23 protein-coding genes are annotated in these 24,091 nt (G+C 61.5%); 8 read left to right on the top strand and 15 right to left on the bottom strand.

The features are described 5' to 3' along the window. The first annotated feature begins 79 nt into the window (after positions 1 to 79). Both AC1RMX_RS06255 and AC1RMX_RS06250 read left to right on the top strand, forming a co-directional pair. A complete protein-coding gene (locus AC1RMX_RS06255) occupies positions 80 to 1,705 on the top strand; it encodes a methyl-accepting chemotaxis protein (RefSeq protein WP_493071061.1) in 1,626 nt (541 codons plus the stop codon). A 41-nt stretch (positions 1,706 to 1,746) separates the two neighbouring features. Next, complete coding sequence (locus AC1RMX_RS06250) at positions 1,747 to 2,934, top strand: pyridoxal phosphate-dependent aminotransferase (protein ID WP_096821505.1); 1,188 nt, start codon at positions 1,747 to 1,749, stop codon at positions 2,932 to 2,934. Positions 2,935 to 2,940: 6 nt separating this feature from the next. Here the strand turns inward: AC1RMX_RS06250 and AC1RMX_RS06245 are convergent, their stop codons facing one another. The 8 genes from AC1RMX_RS06245 to AC1RMX_RS06210 form a co-directional block, all read right to left on the bottom strand. Then, complete coding sequence (locus AC1RMX_RS06245) at positions 2,941 to 3,909, bottom strand: 2-hydroxyacid dehydrogenase (protein ID WP_096821610.1); 969 nt, start codon at positions 3,907 to 3,909, stop codon at positions 2,941 to 2,943. Positions 3,910 to 3,930: 21 nt separating this feature from the next. Continuing rightward, positions 3,931 to 5,229, bottom strand: a complete 1,299-nt coding sequence (locus tag AC1RMX_RS06240) for an MFS transporter (protein ID WP_096821504.1) — start codon at positions 5,227 to 5,229, stop codon at positions 3,931 to 3,933. 64 nt (positions 5,230 to 5,293) lie between these two features. Next, positions 5,294 to 6,244: a sugar kinase gene (locus AC1RMX_RS06235; RefSeq protein ID WP_493071058.1), complete on the bottom strand. Its 951-nt coding sequence runs from the start codon at positions 6,242 to 6,244 to the stop codon at positions 5,294 to 5,296. Further along, on the bottom strand, positions 6,237 to 7,019 hold the full coding sequence (locus AC1RMX_RS06230) for a sugar phosphate isomerase/epimerase family protein (RefSeq protein WP_493071056.1): 783 nt from the start codon (positions 7,017 to 7,019) through the stop codon (positions 6,237 to 6,239). The genes AC1RMX_RS06235 and AC1RMX_RS06230 overlap by 8 nt, the downstream gene beginning before the upstream one ends. 63 nt (positions 7,020 to 7,082) lie before the next feature. Beyond that, positions 7,083 to 8,108, bottom strand: a complete 1,026-nt coding sequence (locus AC1RMX_RS06225) for a LacI family DNA-binding transcriptional regulator (RefSeq protein ID WP_493071054.1) — start codon at positions 8,106 to 8,108, stop codon at positions 7,083 to 7,085. Positions 8,109 to 8,266: 158 nt separating this feature from the next. Next, entirely contained in the window at positions 8,267 to 8,908 is a 642-nt protein-coding gene (locus tag AC1RMX_RS06220) for a DUF1345 domain-containing protein (protein WP_096821500.1), read from the bottom strand. A gap of 79 nt (positions 8,909 to 8,987) precedes the next feature. Beyond that, on the bottom strand, positions 8,988 to 12,086 hold the full coding sequence (locus tag AC1RMX_RS06215) for a multidrug efflux RND transporter permease subunit (protein WP_493064884.1): 3,099 nt from the start codon (positions 12,084 to 12,086) through the stop codon (positions 8,988 to 8,990). 15 nt (positions 12,087 to 12,101) lie between these two features. Beyond that, the gene (locus tag AC1RMX_RS06210) at positions 12,102 to 13,259 is read right to left on the bottom strand and encodes an efflux RND transporter periplasmic adaptor subunit (RefSeq protein WP_493071052.1); all 1,158 of its coding nucleotides are present in this window, start codon (positions 13,257 to 13,259) and stop codon (positions 12,102 to 12,104) included. 220 nt (positions 13,260 to 13,479) lie between these two features. Between AC1RMX_RS06210 and AC1RMX_RS06205 the strand changes: the two genes are divergently transcribed. Together AC1RMX_RS06205 and AC1RMX_RS06200 are read left to right on the top strand one after the other, a co-directional pair. Then, positions 13,480 to 14,181, top strand: coding sequence for a response regulator (locus AC1RMX_RS06205; RefSeq protein WP_007960391.1), 702 nt, complete (start codon positions 13,480 to 13,482; stop codon positions 14,179 to 14,181). 4 nt (positions 14,182 to 14,185) lie between these two features. Further along, on the top strand, positions 14,186 to 15,487 hold the full coding sequence (locus AC1RMX_RS06200) for an ATP-binding protein (RefSeq protein WP_493071051.1): 1,302 nt from the start codon (positions 14,186 to 14,188) through the stop codon (positions 15,485 to 15,487). A gap of 39 nt (positions 15,488 to 15,526) precedes the next feature. Here AC1RMX_RS06200 and pncA read toward each other — a convergent pair whose 3' ends face one another. The 4 genes from pncA to AC1RMX_RS06180 all read right to left on the bottom strand — a co-directional run bounded on the left by pncA (position 15,527) and on the right by AC1RMX_RS06180 (position 18,041). Next, the gene (gene pncA / locus AC1RMX_RS06195) at positions 15,527 to 16,153 is read right to left on the bottom strand and encodes a bifunctional nicotinamidase/pyrazinamidase (RefSeq protein ID WP_096821496.1); all 627 of its coding nucleotides are present in this window, start codon (positions 16,151 to 16,153) and stop codon (positions 15,527 to 15,529) included. 51 nt (positions 16,154 to 16,204) lie between these two features. Beyond that, complete coding sequence (locus AC1RMX_RS06190) at positions 16,205 to 16,963, bottom strand: anti-sigma factor family protein (RefSeq protein ID WP_493071049.1); 759 nt, start codon at positions 16,961 to 16,963, stop codon at positions 16,205 to 16,207. Next, entirely contained in the window at positions 16,960 to 17,445 is a 486-nt protein-coding gene (locus AC1RMX_RS06185) for an RNA polymerase sigma factor (protein ID WP_141401792.1), read from the bottom strand. Before AC1RMX_RS06185 ends, AC1RMX_RS06190 begins: the two co-directional genes overlap by 4 nt. Before the next feature lie 62 nt (positions 17,446 to 17,507). Beyond that, positions 17,508 to 18,041: a tetratricopeptide repeat protein gene (locus AC1RMX_RS06180; protein WP_096821494.1), complete on the bottom strand. Its 534-nt coding sequence runs from the start codon at positions 18,039 to 18,041 to the stop codon at positions 17,508 to 17,510. Between the two features lie 157 nt (positions 18,042 to 18,198). Between AC1RMX_RS06180 and AC1RMX_RS06175 the strand changes: the two genes are divergently transcribed. From AC1RMX_RS06175 to nudC, 3 genes are all read left to right on the top strand, one after another. Further along, on the top strand, positions 18,199 to 18,972 hold the full coding sequence (locus AC1RMX_RS06175; RefSeq protein WP_096821608.1) for a class I SAM-dependent methyltransferase: 774 nt from the start codon (positions 18,199 to 18,201) through the stop codon (positions 18,970 to 18,972). Between the two features lie 82 nt (positions 18,973 to 19,054). Continuing rightward, positions 19,055 to 19,867, top strand: a complete 813-nt coding sequence (locus AC1RMX_RS06170; RefSeq protein WP_085709995.1) for a crotonase/enoyl-CoA hydratase family protein — start codon at positions 19,055 to 19,057, stop codon at positions 19,865 to 19,867. 6 nt (positions 19,868 to 19,873) lie between these two features. Then, positions 19,874 to 20,704 (top strand): NAD(+) diphosphatase, encoded by an 831-nt coding sequence (gene nudC / locus AC1RMX_RS06165; RefSeq protein ID WP_493071047.1) that lies wholly within the window; start codon positions 19,874 to 19,876, stop codon positions 20,702 to 20,704. Here nudC and AC1RMX_RS06160 read toward each other — a convergent pair. Further along, the gene (locus AC1RMX_RS06160; RefSeq protein ID WP_027611974.1) at positions 20,672 to 21,451 is read right to left on the bottom strand and encodes a TSUP family transporter; all 780 of its coding nucleotides are present in this window, start codon (positions 21,449 to 21,451) and stop codon (positions 20,672 to 20,674) included. The genes nudC and AC1RMX_RS06160 overlap by 33 nt on opposite strands. A gap of 256 nt (positions 21,452 to 21,707) precedes the next feature. On the opposite strand from AC1RMX_RS06160, the gene sfnG reads away from it, so the two are divergent. After that, complete coding sequence (gene sfnG / locus AC1RMX_RS06155; RefSeq protein ID WP_493071045.1) at positions 21,708 to 22,802, top strand: dimethylsulfone monooxygenase SfnG; 1,095 nt, start codon at positions 21,708 to 21,710, stop codon at positions 22,800 to 22,802. A gap of 39 nt (positions 22,803 to 22,841) precedes the next feature. On the opposite strand, the gene AC1RMX_RS06150 is transcribed toward sfnG, so the two are convergent. Both AC1RMX_RS06150 and AC1RMX_RS06145 read right to left on the bottom strand, forming a co-directional pair. Beyond that, on the bottom strand, positions 22,842 to 23,321 hold the full coding sequence (locus tag AC1RMX_RS06150; protein WP_096821490.1) for a nuclear transport factor 2 family protein: 480 nt from the start codon (positions 23,319 to 23,321) through the stop codon (positions 22,842 to 22,844). A gap of 52 nt (positions 23,322 to 23,373) precedes the next feature. After that, positions 23,374 to 23,940 (bottom strand): TetR/AcrR family transcriptional regulator, encoded by a 567-nt coding sequence (locus AC1RMX_RS06145; RefSeq protein WP_192558074.1) that lies wholly within the window; start codon positions 23,938 to 23,940, stop codon positions 23,374 to 23,376. Positions 23,941 to 24,091 lie beyond the last annotated feature (151 nt).

Below are 24,091 nucleotides of genomic sequence, written 5' to 3'. Positions count from 1 at the left end.
CGCCGGACTGAAGCCCGCCCTCGCGGGCCAGTGATTACGGCATGGATGCTCTTAGCTTCGACTTTCCGAGAGCCTTCCTATGTCCTTGCGTAATCTGAATATCGCGCCCCGTGCCTTCCTCGGTTTTGCCTTTATTGCCCTGCTGGTGATCGTGCTCGGCGTGTTCGCCGTCAACCGCATGTCGGTCATCCGCCAGGCCTCTGTCGAAATGCAGACCAATCAGTTGCCCAGCGTCACTTACCTTGGCGTGGTGACGGAAAACGTCTTGCGACTGCGGATCCTGTCGTTCCGCATTCTGGTCAACCGTGACGCTGCCGGCCTGCAAGAAGCACAGACTCGCATCGGCGTGCTGGTGGACAAGGTACGCAGCGCTCAGGCCGCCTACGCCGCATTGCCGGCCGAGAGTGAAGAGCGCGCGCAATACCAGGCTTTCGCGACGACCCTGGACAACTACCTGCAAGCCCAGAACCAGATGATGGACTTGTCGCGTCAGGACAAGGTCGAGGACATGCGCACCCTGATCAACACGAAGATCAAGGACGGCACCGACCAGATGGGCGAGCAGCTCAACAAACTGATTGCGATCAATGCCGCGGGTGCAAAGGACGCGTCCATTCAGGCCGGTGAACATTACGACAGCGCGATCACCGGCATTGTCATCGTGGCGGTCTTCGCAGCATTTGCCACGGTGTTGTTGGCCTGGTTGCTGACCCGCAGCATCGTTACCCCGTTGAACCGTGCCGTCGCTGCCGCGCAAACCATTGCTGGCGGCAACCTGACCAAAGCCATCGAAATTGACGGCAAGGACGAACCGGCGCGTCTGCTCGAAGCCCTGGCTGCGATGCAGGCCAACCTGCGTAAAACCATCGAACAGATTGCCGGTTCCGCCACGCAACTGGGCGCCGCTGCCGAAGAACTCAGCGCCGTGACCGAAGAAGCGTCCCGTGGCCTGCAACAGCAGAACGACGAAATCGAACAGGCCGCCACCGCCGTCAACGAAATGACCGCAGCGGTGGAAGAGGTCGCACGCAACGCGGTGTCGACCTCCGAAGCGTCGAACCAGTCGACCCACGCCGCCCGCGAAGGTCGCGATCAGGTGGTGAAAACCGTCGACGCGATCCAGACCATGACCCACGACGTGCAGAACACCGCGCAAATGATCGAAGGCCTGGCGGCTCAGGGCCGCGACATCGGCAAGGTGCTGGACGTGATCCGCGCCATCGCCGAACAGACCAACCTGCTGGCGCTCAACGCCGCCATCGAAGCAGCCCGTGCCGGTGAAGCCGGACGCGGTTTCGCCGTGGTAGCGGACGAAGTTCGCGCACTGGCTCATCGCACCGCGCAATCGACCCAGGAAATCGAAAAAATGGTCGCCGGCATCCAGAACGGCACCGGCGAAGCGGTCGAGTCGATGCAGCAAAGCAACCAGCGCACCCAGTCCACTCTTGAAATGGCCCGCGCCGCTGGCGTCGCACTGGAGCAGATCACCCAGTCGATCAACCAGATCAACGAACGCAACCTGGTGATCGCCAGTGCCTCGGAAGAGCAGGCGCAGGTGTCCCGTGAAGTCGACCGCAACCTGGTCAACATCCGCGACCTGGCCACCCAATCGGCCGCCAGCGCCAACCAGACCAGCGCCGCGACCCATGAACTGTCGCGTCTGGCGGTGGATTTGAATGCGATGGTGGCGCGGTTTGTGATTTGACCTAGGGTGAAGGCTGGAGACCGCGCAATCAGGAGACGTACATGCGCTATTCAGCCTTGACCCAACGAATCGCCGGGGAGGGAGCAGCGGCCTGGCGGATTCACGACCGAGCGCTGGAGCTGCGCGCCGGGGGCATTGATGTCTTGCTGCTGTCTGTGGGTGATCCGGATTTCGATACGCCGCTGCCGATCATCCACGGCGCCATCGACAGCCTGTTGGCAGGCGATACCCATTATTCCGAAGTGCGTGGCCGGCTGGAGCTGCGCAAGCGGATTGCCGAGCGCCATCGGCGACGCAGCGGCCAGGATGTCGATGCCGAGCATGTGATCGTGCTGCCCGGTGCGCAATGCGCGGTGTATTCGGTGGCGCAGTGTCTGCTCGATCCGGGCGATGAAGTCATCGTCGCCGAACCCATGTATGTCACCTACGAAGGCGTGTTTGGTGCCTGTGGCGCAACAGTCGTGCCGGTGCCGGTACGGCCGGAAAACGGCTTTCGCGTCGATCCGGTGGATGTTGCGGCGCGAATCACCTCGAAGACTCGGGCCATATTGCTCAACAGTCCCAACAATCCCTCCGGCGCCAGTCTGTCGCTGTTGATCTGGCAGGAGCTGGCGGCACTGTGCATCCGCCATGATTTGTGGCTGATCAGCGATGAGGTCTACAGCGAATTGTTATACGAAGGCGAGCATGTCAGCCCGGCGAGCCTGCCGGGCATGGCCGAGCGCACCGCGACCATCAACAGCCTGTCCAAATCCCACGCCATGACCGGGTGGCGCATAGGCTGGATGATCGGCCCCAAACCCTTGGCCGAACATCTGGTGAATCTGTCGCTGAGCATGCTGTTCGGTCTGCCGGACTTTGTGCAGAAAGCGGCGCAAGTGGCGCTGGAGAGGGATCTGCCGGAAGTGACGCAGATGCGCGAGGAATACCGTTTGCGCCGGGATCTGGTGTGCGAACGGTTGCGCGGCTGTCCGGGGTTGTACCCGATCAAACCGGATGGCGGGATGTTCGTGATGGTCGATGTGCGCCAGACCGGGATCGGCGCGCAGGACTTTGCCGAGCAATTACTGGAGGGGTATGGGGTTTCTGTGCTGGCCGGTGAGGCGTTCGGGCCGAGTGCGGCGGGGCATATTCGCATCGGGCTGGTGGTGGATCGGGTGAAACTGGCGGATGCGTGTTCAAGGATTGCCTTGTGCGCTGCGCAACTTTTGCAAGTGCGCAGCGCCTGACCTCGATCATCGCGGGGGATTCACCAGGTTGGCGGGCCTTTCACCCGCCAACGCCGCCAACAGATTCTCCACCGCACACCGCGCCATGGCTTCGCGCGTTTCGTGGGTTGCCGAGCCCATGTGCGGCGTTGCCACGACGTTGTTCAACTGCAATAACGGCGAATCGTGATTTAGCGGCTCGCGTTCAAACACATCCAGCCCCGCCGCGCGAATCCGGTTATGCCGCAGCGCTTCGATCATCGCGGCTTCGTCCACCACCTTGCCCCGGGAGATGTTGATGAAGATGCTTTCCGGGCGCATCAACGCGAACTGTTCGGCGCCGATCAAGCCTTCTGTCTGTGCAGTCAGCGGCAACGTCAGGCAGATGAAGTCCGCCTGCTGCAACAGATCCTCCAGGCTGCGGTACTGCGCATCGAACCGCGCTTCAACCGCCGGTTTGCGCGACTGACTGTGATAGATCACCGGCATGCCAAATCCGAAATGCCCGCGCTGCGCCAACGCCTCACCGATCCGCCCCATGCCGATGATGCCCAAGGTCTTGCCGTGCACATCGGTACCGAAATGCGCCGGGCCGATGCTGCGGTGCCAGTGACCGCCGCGCACCATGTTCGCCAGTTCCACCACCCGCCGGGCGGTGGCCAGGATCAGCGCGAAACCGGTGTCGGCGGTGGTTTCGGTGAGCACGTCCGGGGTGTTGGTCAGCAGGATCCGGCGCCGGCTCAGGTAGTCGATGTCGTAGTTGTCGACGCCGACAGAGACGCTAGAAATCGCTTCAAGCTGCGGCGCCAGATCGAGCAGCGCCGCGTCCAGTTTCAGGCTGGCGCCAAGCAGACCGTGGGCGGCGGGCAGGGCGTCGCGCAGTTTCATCAGGCCAGTGGCGTCGAGGCTGTCGATCAGCGTCACATCGACCTGCTCTTGCAGACGCGCCATCAGAGAAGGCGACAGTTTCTTGTACAACACAACCTGCTTTTTCATCGCAGTCATCTCTCTGTCAATTCAGGAATGGGCCGGCAGCGGGCGCGTTGCGACACGCTTGGCCGTAACCCGGTCGCTGGCGCCGGGCTTGAGAAAAATCGTCAGCACCACCGAGAGCATCAGCGCGCCGCTCATCAACAGGTACGAAGCGCCGGGCGAACCGGTGGAGCTGTTCAGGTAGCCGACCAGATACGAACCGCCGAACGAACCGAGGGCGCCCATGCTGTTGATCAGCGCCATGGCACCACCGGCAACGTTGGCTGGCAGGATCTCCGGGACGATGGCAAAGAACGGCCCGTAAGGCGCGTACATACAGGCGCCGGCGATCACCAGCAGCGTGTACGACCACCAGAAATGCTCCGCGCCCAAAGCGTAGGAACCATAGAACGCCACCGAGGCAATCAGCAGCGGCGGCCAGACGAAGCGTTTACGCTTCTGCAGTTTGTCCGAGCCCCACGACACCAGCAGCATGCCGATCACCGCCGCCAGATACGGCAATGCCGACAGCCAGCCGGCCTCGATCATGTCCATCTGCGCACCGGCCTTGAGGATCGACGGCAGCCACAACACGAAGCCGTAGACGCCGATGCTCCAGCAGAAGAATTGCAGCGCCAGGATGATCACCTTCGGCGAACGGAAGGCTTCGGCGTAGTTCTTCACGGCTTTGATCCCGACCTGTTCGGCGGCGAGGGCGCTTTCCAGATCGTGCTTTTCCCGGTCGCTCAGCCACTTGGCCTGAGCCGGACGATCATCGGCGAGCTTCCACCAGATGAATGCCCAAAGCACCGCCGGCAACCCTTCGATGATGAACATCCAGCGCCAGCTGAAATGCTGCACCAGATAGCCCGAAACTACCGACATCCACAGCATGGTTACCGGGTTGCCGAGGATCAGGAAGGTGTTGGCCCGCGAGCGTTCGGCGCGGGTGAACCAGTGGCAGAGGTAGACCAGCATCGCCGGCATCACCGCCGCTTCGACCACGCCGAGCATGAAGCGGATGACGATCAGCCAATAGGCGTTGGAGACCACACCGGTCAGCGTGGCGAGCCCGCCCCAGAGGATCAGGCTGACGAAGATCAGTTTCTTCACGCTGTGCTTTTGCGCGTAGATCGCGCCGGGCACCTGGAAGAAAAAGTAACCGAGGAAGAACAGCGCGCCGAGCAGCGAGGACAGGCCCGGAGTGATCATCAGGTCGGCAGCCATTCCGGACGCAGCGGCGAAACCGTAATTGGCACGGTCCAGGTACGCCAGGCTATAGGTGATGAACACGATCGGCATGATGTACCACCAGCGGCGGGTGGCGAGGGTTGCGGTTTTCATGGTCTTGCTCCTGAGCTTGTTGTTTTTGTCGCAGCAGGTTCAATAGATTGGTTGTTGCGTGTGCTCACGCCGCAGCGTGGGAACGATCAGCGGTGAGTTCGGATCGGGTCGGCAAACCCTCCATGTCACCTCGGCTCTGCACCGCCCGGCTGCCAATCCAGTTGGCGCGTCTGACGGCTTCGGGAAAACTCAGGTGCTCCAGCAGGGCACTGATCATCCCCACCGCAAATCCATCCCCGGCGCCAACCGTATCGACCACGGTTTCAACCGGCACACCGGCGACAAACCCCTGATCCAGATGCGTGCGGTAATACGCACCCTGCGGCCCGAGCTTGATCGCCACGGCTTCGGCACCCTGATCGAGATAAAACGCCGCAATGTCCGCCGGGTCCTCAAACCCGGTCAGCAACCGGCCTTCGCTCAACCCTGGCAACACCCAGTGGGCGAGGGCGGCGAGGCGGTTGATCTCGGTGATCATCTCCCGTTCGCTGGCCCACAGGCTCGGGCGCAGGTTCGGGTCGAACGACACGCTGCGCCCGGCGTTGCGCATGCGGGTCATCAGTTCATGGGACATTTCCCGTGCCGATGCGGACAGCGCCGGTGGAATGCCGGTGGCGTGCAGATGCCGGGCGCCGAGCAGCGTTGGGTTGATCGACTTCGGCGACAGGTGACTGGCCGCCGAGCCTCGACGGAAATACTCGACCGTCGGATCGCTGCCGTCATCGTTGCGGGATTTGAGCTGGAAACCGGTCGGGTGTGCTGGATCGACTTCAACGTGGCTGCAATCCAGACCCTCTCCGTGCAGGGTTTCGACCACGAACCGGCCCAGCGAATCGGCGCCGACCCGGCTCAGCCACGCAACGTTGAAACCCAGTCGAGACAAGCCGATGGCCACATTGCTGTCGGCCCCGGCAATCCGTTTGTGAAACTGGTCGACGCAGGCCAGATCGCCGCTCTGTTCGGCGACAAACATGGCCATGGTTTCGCCGAACGACAGAATATCGATCTCAGACATGAGCAGGCTCCAGGCGGGACTGGCCGAGGCGGGCGAGGGCGGCGACGTGTTCGGTAGTGAGTTGCACCAGGTCATCGCCCTGCAACGGGTATTCGGCGGCGCGCATAACGCCTTGGGCCATGTGCCGCAGCAGTTGTTCCCACAGATGCAGGTCAGTGGCGGCCGGAGGCACCGCTACCAGTTTGCCGTCGGCACGGCGGGCCACGGCTTTGCAATGCACATAGCCGACGTGACGGCCCAACAACCGTGCGGCGCTGCTGGCGGACTGGTCTTGCCACTGCCAGTTGCCGATATCGAAGGTCATTTTGATCGGCAGGTTGTGTTGCTCGACGGCGGCGAAGAAGCGCTGGAACGGTTCGATGCGACCGCCATGCAAGGTCTGATCGTTCTCCACCAGCAGTTGCACCGGACTTTGCGCAAGGATTTGCGCCAGCGTCTGCAGATCGTTGTTGTCGGTGAAGAAGCCCAGCGACACTTTCAGCCACTTCGAACCGAACGCTTCGGCGTTTTGCAACGCGGTGATGAGTTCGGGATTGGGGCGCGACTGGCCGGCCAGCCACAGTTCGGTGGGCGAGGAGTAAATGCTTTGCAGGCCTTCGGCTTGTGTTGCGGCGGCGAGCTGTTCGGGGGCTTCGTTGGTCAGCAGCTCTTCGCGCCATTCGATGCGATTGGCGCCCGCAGCGGCCAGCACTTCGATGAACGAAGCCTGGCCATGGCGTCGGACGAGGTCAGCGCCGTAGCTGGAAAGACTGATGGAAACGTCGGGTTTATTCATTGTTATTTACCTCTGAAACCGGTTTCATTTTTGTTCAAAAAAAATGGGTGGCCCCGAAGGGCCTTATTCCGCCTTACTGCGCGTCGAACCACGCTCGACCAGGACCGGCGCAAAATCCACGGTTCGCGCCGCCTCATCATTCCCACGTAAACGCTTGAGCAAGCATTCAAATGCCTGCGCCCCAATCTCGGCGGTTGGCTGGGCGAGGGCGGTGATCCCGCTGCCTACCAGCGGATACCAATCCAGATCATCCAGCGCGATCAGCCCGATATCCTCGAACAGCCGGCAGCCAATCTCGCGCAAGGCCAGAGTGCAAGCCAGCGCCGCCACGCCATTGGCGCAGAACAGGGCCTTTGGGCCGTTATCAGGTGTGTTCAAAAAGGTTTGAAGATCGTTCGCAAGGCTTGAACCGGTTTCCAGTACCGCGCCGTTCATGCGTTGGCGCTGGCCAATCTGTTGCTGAAAACTGCTGACCCGCTCGATCCGCGAACTGGTGCCGTCGTAGGGTTCAGTCACCAGCAACACATCGTGATAGCCACGCTGCTGAAGATGTTCGAGCGCCATCTCGATGGCTTGCGGGTTGTTCAACCCGACCATGTCGCTGTCGAGCCCGTCGACCTTGCGATCCACCAGCACCAGCGGCATTTCCCGCTTCAACTCATCCAGTTCATCCCGGTGATGACCGAGAGTGTTCACGATCAGCCCTTCGATGTTGTACGAGCGCAGCAGCGCCAGGTGCTGGCGTTCCTGCTCGTCATCGCGATCGGTGTTGCACACCACCAGGCTGTAACCGTGTCGGCGGCAGGCGGTTTCCACCCCGTGCATCACGGCAATCGAATAGGGGTTGCGGATATCGGCCACCAGCATGCCGATCAGGCGGGTGCGGCCGCGCTTCAAGCCTCGGGCCATCTGATTGGGACGATAGCCGAGTTCGGTAATCGCCTGCTCGATGCGCTGGGCAATGGCATCGGAGAGCAGGGCGCGGTCGTCGCCGATGAAGCGCGAGACGCTAGCCTTGGACACGCCAGCGTGTTCGGCGACGTCGAGCATGGTCACGCGGCTGCGCTGGGCGGCGGAGAAATCGTTCACGGTCTGAAACCTTATTATTGGATTTGTCAGGTCAGATCGCTGTATCAGGATCTGAAACCGGTTTCAGGAAACACCAGAAGCGATTCGATCGTCAAGTAAATGATCGGGAGAAAATCGTAAGACACCGACAAATGGCGCTCAGTCGGGAATTGGGGACGTCAGCCGAACAACCCGGCTGCGATGTTGATCGAAAACCCGAGGATGGCGGTGTTGAACACAAACCCGATCAGCGACTGTGCCAGCACGATCTTGCGTATCTCGCGCGTCGCCACCCCGACATCAGCGGTCTGTACCGCCACGCCGATGGTGAACGAAAAGTACAGGAAGTCCCAGTAATTGGGCGTCGTCAGGCCTTCGGAAAAGCGCAGCGCCGGTTCCTTGCCGTCCCAGGTGTAAAACAGCCGGGCGTAGTGGACGCAGAAAATCACCCCGATCAGCAGCCATGAGCCGATGACCGTCAGTGCGGTAAAGCCGTAGTGCAGCAGTTTGCGGGTGGTTTCCAGGTCCTTGCTGCCGGCCAGTTCAATCGTGATGGCCGCCAGGCTGGCCAGCGCCGCGATACACACCACGAACAGCACCAGCCCGGCGTTTTCGTCTTCGATGACGGCGATCTGCTTGACGTCCGGCGCCTTGGATCGGGCAGTAAGCCAGAGCATCAGCGCCAGATAAGTCCAGACCCCGGCATTCCAGCCGATGAGGATTTTACTGATGACGGAATCGGCGGGTACCAGCAGGCCGACGGCAAGGCCGAACAGGGCGGCGGCGGAGAGGCGAGGGTGGGTTCGGGCGAGGAAGCGCATGGGGACTCGATGGGCCAGGGTGGTTCAGACACCTTAGCCCAGCGCGGCGACCTGTGGCCACCGCGCCGGGAGCGCTCGATCAATCAGGCTTGGCAAACCTGCGCACAAGCTTGATCACGACAACGAAAAACACCGGCACAAAAATCACCGCCAAAGTGGCCGTAATCATCCCGCCAATCACCCCGGTACCAATCGCCTGCTGACTTGCCGAACTCGCGCCCGTGGCAATCGCCAGCGGCACCACACCCAGAATGAACGCCAGCGACGTCATGACAATCGGCCGCAACCGCAGGCGAGCGGCTTGCAACGTGGCATCAATCAGATCGTGACCTTCGTCATACAGACTCTTGGCAAACTCGATGATCAGGATCGCGTTTTTCGCCGACAGGCCGATGATGGTGATCAGGCCGACCTTGAAGAAAACATCGTTGGGCATCCCGCGCAGGGTCACTGCCAGCACCGCGCCGAGTACACCGAGCGGCACAACGAGCAGCACGGAAGTCGGAATCGACCAGCTCTCATACAACGCCGCCAGGCACAGGAACACGATCAACAGCGACAGACCCAGCAGAATCGGCGCCTGACTGCCGGACAAACGTTCCTGCAACGACAGGCCGGTCCATTCCTGGCCCAGACCTTTCGGGCCTTGGGCAACGAGCCGTTCGATTTCCGCCATGGCTTCGCCGGTGCTGTGGCCGGGTTTCGGCTCGCCGGAAATCGAGATCGCCGGGTAGCCGTTGTAGCGGGTCAGCTGCGCCGGGCCTTGAGTCCATGTGGCTCTCACGAAGGCCGACAGCGGCACCATTTTTCCGGCGTCGTTGCGCACGTGCATTCTCAGCAGGTCATCGACCTGACTGCGGCGATCGCCTTCAGCCTGCACGACAACGCGTTGCATCCGCCCCTGATTGGGGAAGTCGTTGACGTACGAGGAGCCGATGGCAGTGGACAGCACGTTGCCGACGTCAGCGAACGAAACTCCCAGGGCATTGGCCTGCTTGCGGTCCACTTCCAGCTGCACTTGCGGTGCTTCGGCCAACGCGCTTTCGCGCACGTTCATCAGGATCGGGCTTTTCTCGGCGGCGGCCAGCAGCTGGGTGCGCGCCTCCATCAAGGTCGCATGACCAAGGCCACCGCGATCCTGCAAGCGGAACTCGAAACCGCTGGACGTACCCAGACCATCCACGGGCGGTGGCAGTACGGCGAAGGCCACGGCGTCCTTGATCTGGCTGAGGGCAATGTTGGCGCGGTCGGCAATCGAGCTCGCCGAGTCGTCGTGACCACGCTGCGACCAGTCCTTGAGCGTGGTGAACGCCAGTGCGGCGTTCTGCCCGCTGCCGGAGAAACTGAAACCGAGAATCACGGTGCTGTCGCCCACGCCCGGTTCGCCGGCGTTGTGCGCTTCGATCTGCTCGACCACCTGCACCGTGCGGTTCTTGCTCGCACCGGGTGGCAGTTGAATGTCGGTGATGGTGTAACCCTGATCCTCGACCGGCAGGAACGAGGAGGGCAGGCGCGCGAAGCACAGGCCCAGACCCACCAGCAACACAACGTAGATCAGCAGATAACGACCGGTGCGTTTCAGCGCGTAACCGACCCAGCCCTGATAGCGATCGGTCAGTTGCTCGAAGCGGCGGTTGAACCAGCCGAAGAACCCGGTTTTCTCGTGATGTTCGCCCTTGGCGATCGGCTTGAGCAGCGTTGCGCACAGTGCCGGGGTCAAGGTCAGGGCAAGGAAGGCCGAGAACAGGATCGAAGTGGCCATCGACAGCGAGAACTGTCGGTAAATGACGCCCACCGAACCTTGCATGAACGCCATCGGAATGAACACCGCCACCAGCACCAGCGTGATGCCGATGATCGCCCCGGTGATCTGGGTCATTGCCTTGCGCGTCGCTTCTTTCGGTGACAGACCTTCAGTGGCCATGATCCGTTCGACGTTCTCCACCACCACGATGGCGTCGTCCACCAGAATGCCGATGGCCAACACCATGCCGAACATGGTCAGCACGTTGATCGAGAAACCCAGCGCCAGCATCGTCGCGAAGGTGCCCATCAGCGCCACCGGCACCACCAGCGTCGGGATCAGGGTGTAGCGGATGTTCTGCAGGAAAAGGAACATCACCGCAAACACCAGCAGCATCGCCTCGCCGAGGGTGTAGACCACTTTGGTGATCGAGACCTTCACGAACGGCGAAGTGTCGTAGGGGATCTTGTATTCCACGCCCGCCGGGAAGTAGCGCGACAGTTCATCCATCTTCGCCCGGATCAAAGTGGCGGTGCTGAGGGCGTTGGCGCCCGGCGCCAGTTGCACACCGACGGCGGTGGACGGCTTGCCGTTCAGACGGGTGCCGAACTGGTATTCCTGGCTGCCGATCTCGACCCGCGCCACATCCTTGATGCGCACGGTGGAGCCGTCCGGATTGGCCTTGAGCACGATGTCGGCAAATTCTTCCGGCGTCGACAATTGACCCTTGACCAGAATTGTCGCGGTGATTTCCTGGGTGCTCGGGTTTGGCAGATCGCCAATGCTGCCCGCCGATACTTGAGCGTTCTGCGCGACGATGGCGGCGTTGACGTCGGCCGGCGTCAGGTTGAAACCGATCAGCTTCTGCGGATCAACCCAGATCCGCATCGCCCGTTCGGCGCCATACAACTGGGCTTTACCGACGCCGTCGATGCGCTTGATCTCGTTCATCACGTTGCGCGCCAGGTAATCGCTGAGCGCTACGTCGTCGAGTTTGCCGTCGCTGGAAGTCAGGGTGATCAGCAGCAGGAAACCGGCGGAGACTTTCTCCACCTGCAAGCCTTGCTGGTTGACCGCTTGCGGCAGACGCGACTCGACCACCTTGAGGCGGTTCTGCACATCAACCTGCGCCAGTTCCGGGTTGGTGCCCGGCTGGAACGTGGCTTTGATCGTGGCGCTGCCGAGGCTGCTCTGCGATTCGAAATACAGCAGGTGATCGGCGCCGTTGAGCTCTTCCTCGATCAGGCTGACCACGCTCTCGTCGACGGTCTGCGCCGAGGCACCCGGGTATACGGCATAGATTTCGATCTGCGGCGGTGCGACGTCGGGGTATTGCGCCACCGGCAATTGCGGGATGGCCAGCGCACCGGCCAACAGGATGAACAACGCGACGACCCAGGCGAACACCGGACGGTCGATAAAGAACTGCGGCATAGAAGAGCGTCCTGCTTACTGACCAGAGGTCTGGGCAAGTGGAAGAGGGGTGTCGTCGATCTGCACCACTTCGCCCGGACGGGCGTGCTGCAGGCCTTCGATGACAATGCGGTCGCCGGGCTTGAGGCCACCGGTGACGATCCAGCGGTCGTTCTGCACCGCGCCGAGCTGCACTGGCTGCTGGGCCACGCGCATCTGGTCGTCGACGGTCAGGACCTGCGCTACACCGGCGCTGTCACGTTGTACTGCGCGCTGGGGAACGGTGAGGCCGTGCTGAATCACGCCTTGTTCAAGACGCACGCGAACGTAGCTGCCGGGCAACAGGTCCAGGTCCGGGTTGGGGAACTCGCTACGCAAAATAATCTGACCGGTGCCCGGATCGACCGTGATATCGCTGAACAGCAACTTGCCCGGCAGCGGATAGAGGCTGCCGTCGTCCTGGATCAGCGTGGCCTTGACCTGATCCTGGCCGACCTGTTGCAACTGGCCGGAACGGAAGGCACGGCGCAGCTCATTCAATTCACGGGTCGACTGGGTGAGGTCGGCGTGGATCGGATTCAGTTGCTGGATCAGCGCCATGGGCGTGGTTTCGTTCTGGCCGACCAGTGCGCCTTCGGTCACCAGCGCACGGCCGACGCGTCCGGAGATCGGCGCGGTGACGGTGGCGTAACCGAGGTTCAGCTTCGCTCGTTCCACGGCAGCCTTGTTGGCGGCGACGTCGGCGGCGGTCTGCCGGGCGTTGGCGCGGGCGTTGTCGTAGTCCTGAGCGCTGATGGCCTTGTCATCGATCAACTGGGCGTAGCGCTGTTCCTGCAGTTTTGCCTGGAACGCATTGGCTTCGGCTTTGCGCAGGGCAGCTTCGGCGCTGTCCAGGTCAGCCTTGAATGGCGCCGGATCGATGCGGAACAGCACGTCGCCCTTTTTCACGTCGCTGCCTTCGCGGTAGGTACGTTGCAGCACGACGCCGGCCACCCGGGCGCGGACTTCGGCAATGCGCGGCGCGGCAATGCGCCCGCTCAGTTCGCTGCTGATCGACAGGGGGCGTGCCTCAAGAGTTTCGACCCGCACGGTGGCCGGTGGCGCCTGTTCTTCAGTGCTTGAGGATTTACCACAGGCACTCAGCGCCAGCGCCAATGCGATCAGGCCGAGCCCGGCCAGCAGATTCTTCGACATGTACAACCCCCAATATTGATGTGCGCATCCTACGGCCAGGCACCGAAGGTAGCGGTGAAGCTTTGTAGGTGCTGTGTGAAATTGTGTAAGGGTTTTGCTCAGGGACGAGTGAGGGCGTATATCCTTTACGCCTTGAAATTTATTGCGACAGATATGCAGCCTTCGCGGGCAAGCCCGCGAAGAGCCCCTGCCAGTCGCCACAGCACTTTCTGGATCATCAATGCCCAACATCCTCCTGGTCGAAGACGACACCGCCCTCGCCGAACTGATTTCCAGCTACCTGGAACGCAACGGTTACTCCGTCAGCGTGATCGGTCGTGGCGACCATGTGCGCGAACGGGCGCGGCTCAATCCGCCGGACCTGGTGATTCTCGATCTGATGCTGCCGGGCCTCGACGGTTTGCAGGTCTGTCGATTGCTGCGCGCCGACTCGGCAACGCTGCCGATCCTGATGCTCACGGCCCGCGACGACAGCCACGATCAGGTACTGGGCCTGGAAATGGGTGCCGACGATTACGTCACCAAGCCCTGTGAGCCAAGGGTTTTGCTGGCGCGGGTACGCACCTTGCTGCGCCGCAGCAGCCTTGGCGAACCGATGACCGCCAACGACCGGATCCTGATGGGCAACCTGTGCATCGACCTGTCGGAGCGCACTGTGACCTGGCGCGAACAACCGGTCGAGCTGTCCAGCGGCGAATACAACCTGCTGGTGGTGCTGGCCCGTCACGCCGGTGAAGTGCTGAGCCGCGACCAGATCCTGCAACGCCTGCGCGGCATAGAGTTCAACGGCACCGACCGCTCGGTGGATGTGGCGATTTCCAAATTGCGGCGCAAGTTCGACGACCACGCGGGCGAAGCGCGCAAGATCAAGACCGTGTGGGGCAAGGGTTATCTGTTCAGCCGTTCCGAGTGGGAATGCTGAGTCGATGTTCAGAATCCTGTTTCGCCTCTATCTGGTGACGATCGTTTCCTACAGCGCGGCGATCTATCTGGTGCCGGATCTGGTGGTGATGGCGTTCAGGGATCGGTTCGTCACCTACAACCTCGATTATTCCCGTGGCCTGCAATCGCTGATCACCAAGCAGTTTCGCGCGGTGCCGCAGGATCAGTGGCCGGCGGTCGCGGCGTCGATGGACAAGGATTTCCAGCCGCTGCACATCGTCCTCGCCCGCATCGATAACGCCGATTTCACCCCGATCGAGCAGGAACGCCTGCGTCGTGGCGAAAACGTGGTGCGCATCGGCGACTGGGGCTGGCGCACGCTGGCGGTGACGCCGCTGAACGACCAGGTGGCCGTGCAAATGGTGGTGCCGCCGGACCCGATGGACGTGAATCTGTTGTACTGGAGCATCAACGTCCTGATCGGCGCGAGTTTGCTGGCGTGCCTGTTGCTGTGGCTGCGGCCGCACTGGCGTGATCTTGAACGCCTGAAGGGCACCGCCGAACGCTTCGGTAAAGGCCACTTGAGCGAACGTACGCAAATCGGCTCGAGTTCGAACATCGGCAGTCTGGCCACGGTGTTCGACACCATGGCCGGCGACATCGAAAACCTGCTCAACCAGCAGCGTGATTTGCTCAACGCGGTGTCTCACGAATTGCGTACGCCGCTGACCCGTCTGGACTTCGGCCTGGCGCTGGCGTTGTCCGATGATTTGCCGCAAGCCAGCCGCGAACGCCTGCAAGGTCTGGTCGCGCACATTCGTGAACTGGATGAGTTGGTGCTGGAGTTGCTGTCCTACAGTCGCCTGCAGAATCCGGCGCGTTTGCCGGAACAGGTCGAGGTGGCGCTGGACGAGTTTATCGACAGTATTCTGGGCAGCGTCGACGAAGAGCTGGAGTCCCCGGAAATCGTCATCGACGTGCTGCTGCACAACCAGCTGGAACGCTTCTCCCTCGACCCGCGCCTGACCGCCCGCGCGATTCAGAACCTGCTGCGCAACGCCATGCGTTACTGCGAAAAACGTATTCAGATCGGTGTTCAGGTCTGCCCGAAAGGCTGTGAGATCTGGGTGGATGACGATGGCATCGGTATCCCGGAAGACGAGCGGGAGCGGATTTTCGAACCGTTCTATCGACTGGATCGCAGCCGCGACCGAGCGACCGGCGGGTTTGGCCTGGGACTGGCGATCAGCCGTCGGGCGCTGGAAGCGCAGGGCGGAACGTTGACGGTGGAAGGTTCGCCGTTGGGCGGAGCGCGGTTCAGGCTTTGGTTGCCGACCCCGGTTTGATTCGATCGCTCCCGCGCATGGCGCGGGAGCGATCGGAGATCAGAGCAATTCAGTGGATTGAATCAACCCGACCCCGGCCACCTGCATCCGCTCGATCGCCGACGCCAGTGATCCATTCATATCGATCGCCCGACAGGCGTCCAGCACCACAAACGTATTGAACCCCGCCGCCCGCGCATCCAGCGCGGAGAACATCACGCAGAAATCCAGCGCCAGCCCGACCATGTACACCGTGTCGACACCGCGCTCCTTCAGATAACCCGCCAGTCCTGTGGTGGTGGCACGGTCCGCTTCCAGAAACGCCGAATAACTGTCGATGTCCGGGTTGCAGCCCTTGCGGATGATCAGTTGCGCGTGGGGCAGGTTGAGACCCGAGTGAAACTCGGCACCGTGTGTGCCCTGAATGCAGTGATCCGGCCAGAGCGTCTGTTCGCCATACGGCAGTTGGATCACGTCGTAGGGCTGACGGCCGGGATGGCTTGACGCAAATGAAGCATGACCCGCCGGGTGCCAGTCCTGAGCAATGACCACTTGCTTGAACTGCTCGGCGAGACGGTTGATCAGCAGGACGATCTGGTCACCCTCGGGCACGGCCAGTTGGCCGCCGGGAGTGAAGTCGTTCTGGACGTCGATGACCAGCAATGCAGTACGCGGTGAAATCGCCATGTAAGGGTTCCTCCCTGGATAATCACTCGCCAAGCATAGTGACTGGCTGGCTCATGTGCTCAGCCGCTCTTTAAACATTTTTGCCAGACCTTCCAGCTCGGTGGCCGGGTTATGCCCGATCAGCATCCACGCGTGTTCGCGTTCGGTCCAGTACACCACGTTCATCCCGTGCCGGCGTTCATGGGCCAGCGGCTGGCTGCCGCTGTTGGAGCGCGTGACGCACAGCGCCAGCGGGCCATGGGTGGCGTCGAGCCAGGTCATCTGTGCAATCGGCACGCCGTCGTATTCAAGCAGTTGCGCGCGTTTGAACTGCGCACCGGGCAGTTTCAGTTTCGTCGGCGACAGGCTCAGGCCCAGCCGCGCGTCGACGGTTCGCAACTGCGCCAGCTCGGAGGCTTCGTCGGTGGCCAGATGTTCAAGGGTTTGCGGTACGTACAGCGCCATGTAATCGCCCACCAGCTCGCGCCAATTGTGCGATTGCTGCGCTTGCCAGCCAAGGAACAGACGGTCGGCCGCGACACCCGCGAACAGCATGCCCGCTGCCGCCGCGCCGATGAACCAGCGCCGGCTGAAACCCGGCCGTTGCGGGGAGGGCGCGGCATCCAGTCGGGCTTGCAGGCGATCAAGCGGTGCCTGTCGGGCCAGTTCGTCGTAGGCGTCGCGATAGGGCAGGTTGCTGCGGCTCAGCCACTGCACGCGCAGATTAAGCAGCGGATCGTCGGCGATGAGGTTGTCGAGCTGGCTGCGTTGTTCGCGGTCCAGTTCATCGTCCAGATACGCCACCAGTTGCTCGTCCGAAGGCGTATTCATTGCCGGTCTCCTGCGGGGGTGTTCGGTACCGCTTGCAGCGGCGGGTATTCGGCCAGTTTCAGGCGTGCGGTGGCGAGGCGACTCATGACCGTGCCGATCGGCACTTGCAGGATCTCGGCGACTTCGCGATAGGACAGGCCTTCGACGTAGGCGAGATACACCGTTTCGCGCTGGGTTTCCGGCAGCGCATCGACGCGGCGGATCACCTGCGCCGCCATCACGTGAGTCTGCGCAGCGTATTCGCCGTCGAACGTCAGTTGGCTGTCGGCGTCCACCACACCCTGGCCCTGGCGCACCCGGCGGGCGCGCACTTCATTGAGCCAGATCGAATGCAGAATGCTCAGCAGCCAGCGATCCATGCGCGTGCCGGCCACGTACTGGCCTGAACGTTCAAGCGCCCGCACGCAAGTGGCTTGCACCAGATCCTCGGCCACGTGCCGATTGCGCGACAGCAGCAAGCCGTAGCGCCACAGGCGCGCCAGGTGTTGTCCGAGTTCGGCTCTGAATGCCTGATCGCTGAAAATGTTCGCCTCCGCGTGTCGTGTCAGGTTTTCGATGAATCGTTGATGGCTTCGGCCAGGTCCCGGTATTCCTCGCAGGTTGTGCCGCAAATCTTCTGGATATGCTGCAACTGTTCCTGCGCCAGATCGACGCGACCCTTGATGACATAGGCCTCGCCCAGGTATTCGCGGACTTGCGCGTACTGCGGATCAAGCTTGACCGATTGCAGGTAATAACCGATGCCTTCGTCGGTTCGGCCCAGCTTGCGCGTGGCGTAACCGCGATAGTTGAGGGCCTTGGCGGTGTTCGGTTGTTTCAGGGTGTCGAGCAAGGCAAGGGCTTCTTCATATCGACCGTCCTTGGCCAGACGATAGGCGTAGTCGGTGCGGTCGGCGTCCGGCACCAGGCTGCTGGTCTGTCTGACGCATTTCTGCGTCTTGCTATCGAGCACCTGGCCTTTCGGGCAGTTGGGTTTCTGCACCGGCTCGTCTTCATCACCGTGGGCCAGGGCCAAAGGGCTGGACAACATCGCGGCCATCAGCAACGGGGCGGCGAACATAACGGAACGGAAAGTCATGGGCAAGGCTCCATAGTGGGTCATGTTTCACGTTGAACACCGCAAGGTGAAGTTTTATTCATTGCTTTGTCAGGTGCCATTCAAGGAAAGCGCAAACCCGAGCGCTATGCTCCTGACGTCTGTCGTCGATCCGCCGTTCCACATTGGGAGTCGCGCCATGAAAGATCAGGTTCACCACTCGGCTGCCGCCGGTTACAAGACCGCCGCCGACACGTACATCAAAGGCCGGCCGGACTACCCGCCGGCGGTCACCGAATGGCTGACGACAACACTGGACCTGGATGGCCACAAGACTGTTATCGACCTCGGCGCCGGCACCGGCAAGTTCACCGGACGGCTGGTGGCGACCGGTGCCCAGGTGATTGCCGTGGAGCCGGTGGCGCAGATGCTGGAAAAACTGTCTGCCAATTGGCCGGAAGTGCTGGCCGTCAGCGCCATGGCGACCGATTTGCCATTGCCCGATGCCTCGGTGGACGCCGTGGTCTGCGCCCAGGCCTTTCACTGGTTCGCCAGCACCGAGGCACTGGACGAAATCGCCCGGGTGCTCAAGCCCGGCGGCAAGCTCGGGCTGATCTGGAACCTGCGCGACACCAAGGTCGGCTGGGTGCCGAAGCTCGATGCCATCGTCAATGCTCAGGAAGGTGACACGCCGCGCTACTACACCGGCGCCTGGCGCAAGGTGTTTCCGCACCCGGCGTTCGGGCCGTTGCAGGCCCAGCATTTTCACCATGGTCATACGGGCTCGCCGGAGGATGTGATTTTCAACCGGGTGCGTTCCACCAGTTTCATCGCGGCGCTGCCGGATGCAGAGAGAGCCCGGATCGATGAGCAGCTGCGGGCGTTGGTCGCGTCCGATCCCGAGCTGCGGGGCCGGGATGTGATGACCGTGCCTTACGAGACTGCCGCGTTCGTGGCGGTGAAGGGCGGCTAGAGTCCTGCATTTGGCCGAACCGCCGTTCTGAGGCCTTGATATAGTTCAGGCCTCATTTTCAGACCGGTAAAGGATTTCTGCCATGACTCAATACACCGCCTTCAGCGTCGAACTGGCCGACAACATCGCCCATGTGCAGATCAACCGTCCGGAAAAGATCAACTCGATGAACGCCGCGTTCTGGAGCGAAATCGTCGAGGTGTTCCAGTGGATCGACGACACCGACGAAGTGCGGGTGGTGGTGCTCAGCGGTGCCGGCAAACACTTTTCCTCGGGCATCGACCTGATGATGCTGGCCGGCGTGGCCAATGAACTGGGCAAGGACGTCGGCCGCAACGCGCGCCTGCTGCGCAAAAAGATCCTGACCCTGCAAGCCTCGTTCAATGCCGTCGACAATTGCCGCAAGCCGGTGCTCGCGGCGATCCAGGGTTATTGCCTGGGCGGCGCCATCGATCTGATCGCGGCCTGCGACATGCGCTACGCCGCCGAAGACGCGCAATTCTCCATCAAGGAAATCGATATCGGCATGGCGGCTGACGTTGGCACTTTGCAACGGTTGCCACGGATCATCGGTGACGGCATGCTGCGGGAGCTGGCTTACACCGGTCGCACCTTTGGCGCCGAAGAGGCGCGCAGCATCGGGCTGGTCAACCGCGTCTACAGCGACAAGGACAGCCTGATCGAAGGCGTGATGGACATTGCTCGGGACATCGCCGGCAAGTCGCCGATCGCGGTCACCGGCACCAAGGAAATGATCAGCTATATGCGCGACCACCGTATCGACGATGGTCTGGAGTACGTTGCCACCTGGAACGCCGCCATGTTGCAATCCACCGACTTGCGCGTGGCCATGGCCGCCCATATGAGCAAACAGAAACCCGAATTTCTGGATTGAGAAACCATGACATCTCGCTGGACCACCGCAGTACTGGACACCGATCAACCGGGCGGCTGGGCCGTCGCGCGCAGCCCCGAGGGTTTTCTGTTCGATGACAACGGCGTGCTGTTCCCCCGGGAATGGCTCAAGCGCCAGGACTTGTCGATCCTCGCCGAGCATGGCATCGGCCATCTCGATGGCGAGCCGGTCTACCTGCTGGAACTGCGCAGCGCCAGCGAGGTGCCGGGCTGCAACTGGAAAGGCTTGCGGGCGTTCATGCTCGACGGCGATCACACGATCTACAAAGTGCTGGGCTACGCCGCGCAGATCGGCACCTGGGCCCGTGAACACCGTTTCTGCGGCAACTGCGGTCAGGCCATGACTCAAGTGCCACGGGAGCGGGCGATGTATTGCCAACCGTGCGATCTGCGCAGTTATCCGCGTATTTCGCCGAGCATGATCGTGCTGGTGACTCGTGGCGATGAAGTGCTCCTGGCGCGTTCGCCGCGTTTCGTCACCGGGGTCTACAGCACGCTGGCGGGGTTTGCGGAGCCTGGGGAGTCAGCCGAGGATTGCCTGATTCGCGAAGTGCGCGAGGAAGTCAGCATCGAAGTGAAGAACATCCAGTACCTGGGCAGCCAGTGCTGGCCGTTCCCGCACTCGATGATGCTGGGTTTCCATGCCGAATACGCCGGCGGCGAAATTGTCTGTCAGGAAGACGAGATCGAGGACGCCCAGTGGTTCAACGTGCACGATTTGCCGCCGTTGCCGGCGTCCAAATCGATTGCCCGTTACCTGATCGACGTCTACGTGGCGCGGCGCTTAGGCCACGCTGAACCAGTGTTGCCAGGCTAGACGCACGGTCAACCCCAGCACCACGGTGATGAACACCGGACGAATGAACTTGGCGCCGCCGCTGATCGCGGTGCGCGCCCCGAAGAACGCGCCGACCATCACCGACAGGCCCATGCTCAGGCCGATGATCCAGTCCACCTGCCCGGAAAACACGAACACCGACAGCGCCGCAATGTTGCTGACGAAGTTCATGCTGCGCGCCACACCGCTGGCTTTGACCAGATCGATCGGATAGAGCAGCAGGCTGCTGACGGTCCAGAACGCGCCAGTGCCGGGGCCAGCCACGCCGTCGTAGAAACCGAGGCTGAAGCCCTGGGTCGATTGCCACTTCTTCTTGATCGGTGCGTCGCTGTCCAGCGGTGCCTTCGGCGTGCCGCCAAACAACAGGTACAGGCCGCAGGCGAAGACGATCACCGGCAGCATCTTGTTCAGCCACTCGGCTGGCAGATAGTGGGCGACGATGGCGCCGGTCAGTGCGCCGACCAAGGTGCCAACGATCGCGTGCATCCACTGCCGTGGGTGAAACAGCTTGCGCCGGTAGAAGGTGAAACTGGCGGTGGCCGAGCCGAAGGTCGAACTCAACTTGTTGGTGCCCAGCACCAGATGTGGCGGCAGCCCGGCGGTGAGCAACGCAGGTGTGGTCAACAGGCCGCCACCGCCGGCGATGGCGTCGATGAATCCGGCAATGAAAGCGACAAGGGCCAGAACGGCCAGGGTAGTGAGGTCAACGCTGAGTTCGAAAGGCATGGAATCGGCTTATTCGGCAGGTTGCAGAGCTGGGCTGCGGGGAGGGCAGTCATGTTACTCATTTCCGGGTGTTGCGGCGACCCATAAGGCCCGGGCACCGACTGCTCAACTGTTGCCCAGCCAACACGCACACAACAAATCACCCTCCCGTCATGCATCCCGATCACCTGAAGCCACAATAAAACCGGGCTGTCGAGGCTGGCACGCTTGCTGCTCTACCTCTCTCACCGTCATCAACTGTCCCGAGGACACGCCAATGAGTCAGCAAGCCGTGAAATTTGCCTACTGGGTGCCGAACGTCAGCGGTGGGCTGGTGGTCAGCAAGATCGAACAACGTACCGACTGGGGCATCGACTACAACCGCAAACTGGCGCAACTGGCCGAGGCGGCGGGCTTCGAATACGCCCTGACGCAGATCCGTTTCACCGCCGGCTACGGCGCCGAGTTCCAGCATGAATCGGTGGCGTTCAGCCACGCGCTGCTCGCCGCCACCAGCAAGCTCAAAGTCATCGCCGCCATTCTGCCCGGCCCGTGGCAACCGGCGCTGGCGGCCAAACAGTTGGCGACCATCGATCAACTCACCAACGGCCGGATCGCGGTGAACATCGTCAGTGGCTGGTTCAAGGGTGAGTTCCAGGCCATTGGCGAACACTGGCTGGAGCACGACGAGCGCTATCGTCGCTCGGAAGAGTTCATCCGTTCATTGCGAGGGATCTGGAGCCAGGACAACTTCACCTTCCGTGGCGATTTCTATCGTTTCGACAACTACAGCCTCAAGCCTAAACCGCTGGGCCGGCCGGAAATCTTTCAGGGCGGCAGCTCCCGTGCGGCGCGGGATATGGCGGCACGGGTGTCGGACTGGTATTTCACCAACGGCAACAGCGTCGAAGGCATCAAGGCCCAGGTCGATGACATTCGCGCAAAAGCGGCAGCGAACCATCATTCAGTCAAAATCGGGGTGAATGCGTTTGTCATTGCCCGGGATACCGAAGAAGAAGCCAAAGCGGTGTTGGCACAGATCATTGATCAGGCGGATCCGGAAGCGGTGAATGCCTTTGGTGATGCCGCGAAACAGGCGGGCAGGGCATCGCCGGAGGGTGAGGGCAACTGGGCGAAATCGACGTTTGAAGATCTGGTGCAGTACAACGATGGCTTCAAGACCAATCTGATCGGCACGCCTCAGCAGATTGCCGAGCGGATCGTGGCGTTGAAAACGGTGGGAGTGGATCTGGTGTTGGCGGGGTTCCTGCACTTTCAGGAAGAGGTGGAGTATTTCGGCAAGCGAGTGTTGCCTTTGGTGCGGGAGCTGGAAGCAAAAGCGCAATCGGTCCCGACTGCCGAAGTTGCCTGAGAATCCCTCCTGCATTTTGTGCAGGAGGGATCGGCTGAATTACAGACCGAGTTCGGACAGTCCAGGATGATCATCCGGGCGTCGGCCCAGCGGCCAGTGGAACTTGCGCTCGCTTTCCTTGATCGGCATGTCGTTGATGCAGGCATAACGCTGGAACATCAGGCCGTGCTCGTCGAACTCCCAGTTTTCGTTGCCGTAGGAACGGAACCAGTTGCCCGAGTCGTCGTGCCATTCGTAGGCGTAGCGCACGGCGATGCGGGTGTCGGAATACGCCCAGAGCTCCTTGATCAGGCGGTAATCCAGTTCCTTGGCCCATTTGCGGGTCAGGAAGCCTTTTGCTTCTTCGCGGTTGTTGGCGAATTCGGCGCGGTTGCGCCACTTTGTGTCGAGGGTATAAGCCAGCGATACGCGGTGCGGGTCGCGGGAATTCCAGCCATCTTCGGCCAGGCGAACTTTTTCAATGGCCGATTCACGGTTGAAGGGTGGCAATGGCGGACGCACTTCGGCTGCAGTAGACATGTTTGTCTCCCGATCAAATTAACGATTGAACAACTTGTCGCTTATTGAGGCTTTACAGGTCCAATAACTTTCGCGCCATGCATTGCGCATTATCGGCGGCACTGTGATCACCCATCACAAGCGCTACGGTAATGGCGCCGTCAATCAGGATCAGCAACTGTTTGGCCAGCAGTTGCGGGTCCTCGGCACCATGTTCGGTACACAGCTCGCACACGTAGTCGAGCAGCTTTTGTTTGTGGTCTTTGGCGACCTGGCGCACCGGATCCTGCGGATCGCCGGTTTCGCCACTGGTATTGATGAAGGCGCAGCCCCGGAAGCCTTCCGAGGCGAACCAGCCCTTGAGCACGGTAAACAGGTTGAGCAGGCGATCGGCCGGGGTTTCGGCCTGATCGACGGCGCTTCTGTACCAGTGCATCCAGCGCACGTCGCGGCGCTGCAGGGCGGCGACGGTCAGCTCCTCCTTGTTGGCGAAGTAGCGGTAGATACTCTTTCTGGAGACACCGGCGGTTTTCACCAGAAGATCCATCCCGGTGGCGGCGATGCCACTTTTGTAGATCAACTTTTCGGTGACATCCAGAATGATGTCGCGGGTCGTGTCGTTGCTAGTGATTTCGTTCATGTGGCGAACAGTAGAACGATCGTTCTCCTTGGTCAAGCGCTGATTTTGAAATGGCTTTCGCGAGCAAGCTCGCTCCCACATTTGAACGGCGATCCACTGTGAGAGCGACCCGGCTGGCGATGAAGTTATTACAGACACTCACAAGACCCGA

The sequence above is a fragment of the Pseudomonas sp. GW822-FHT03F04 genome, from assembly GCF_058801405.1.
The sequence above is the reverse complement of the archived record's forward strand: the minus strand, read 5'-3'. Positions and strand labels throughout refer to the sequence as shown.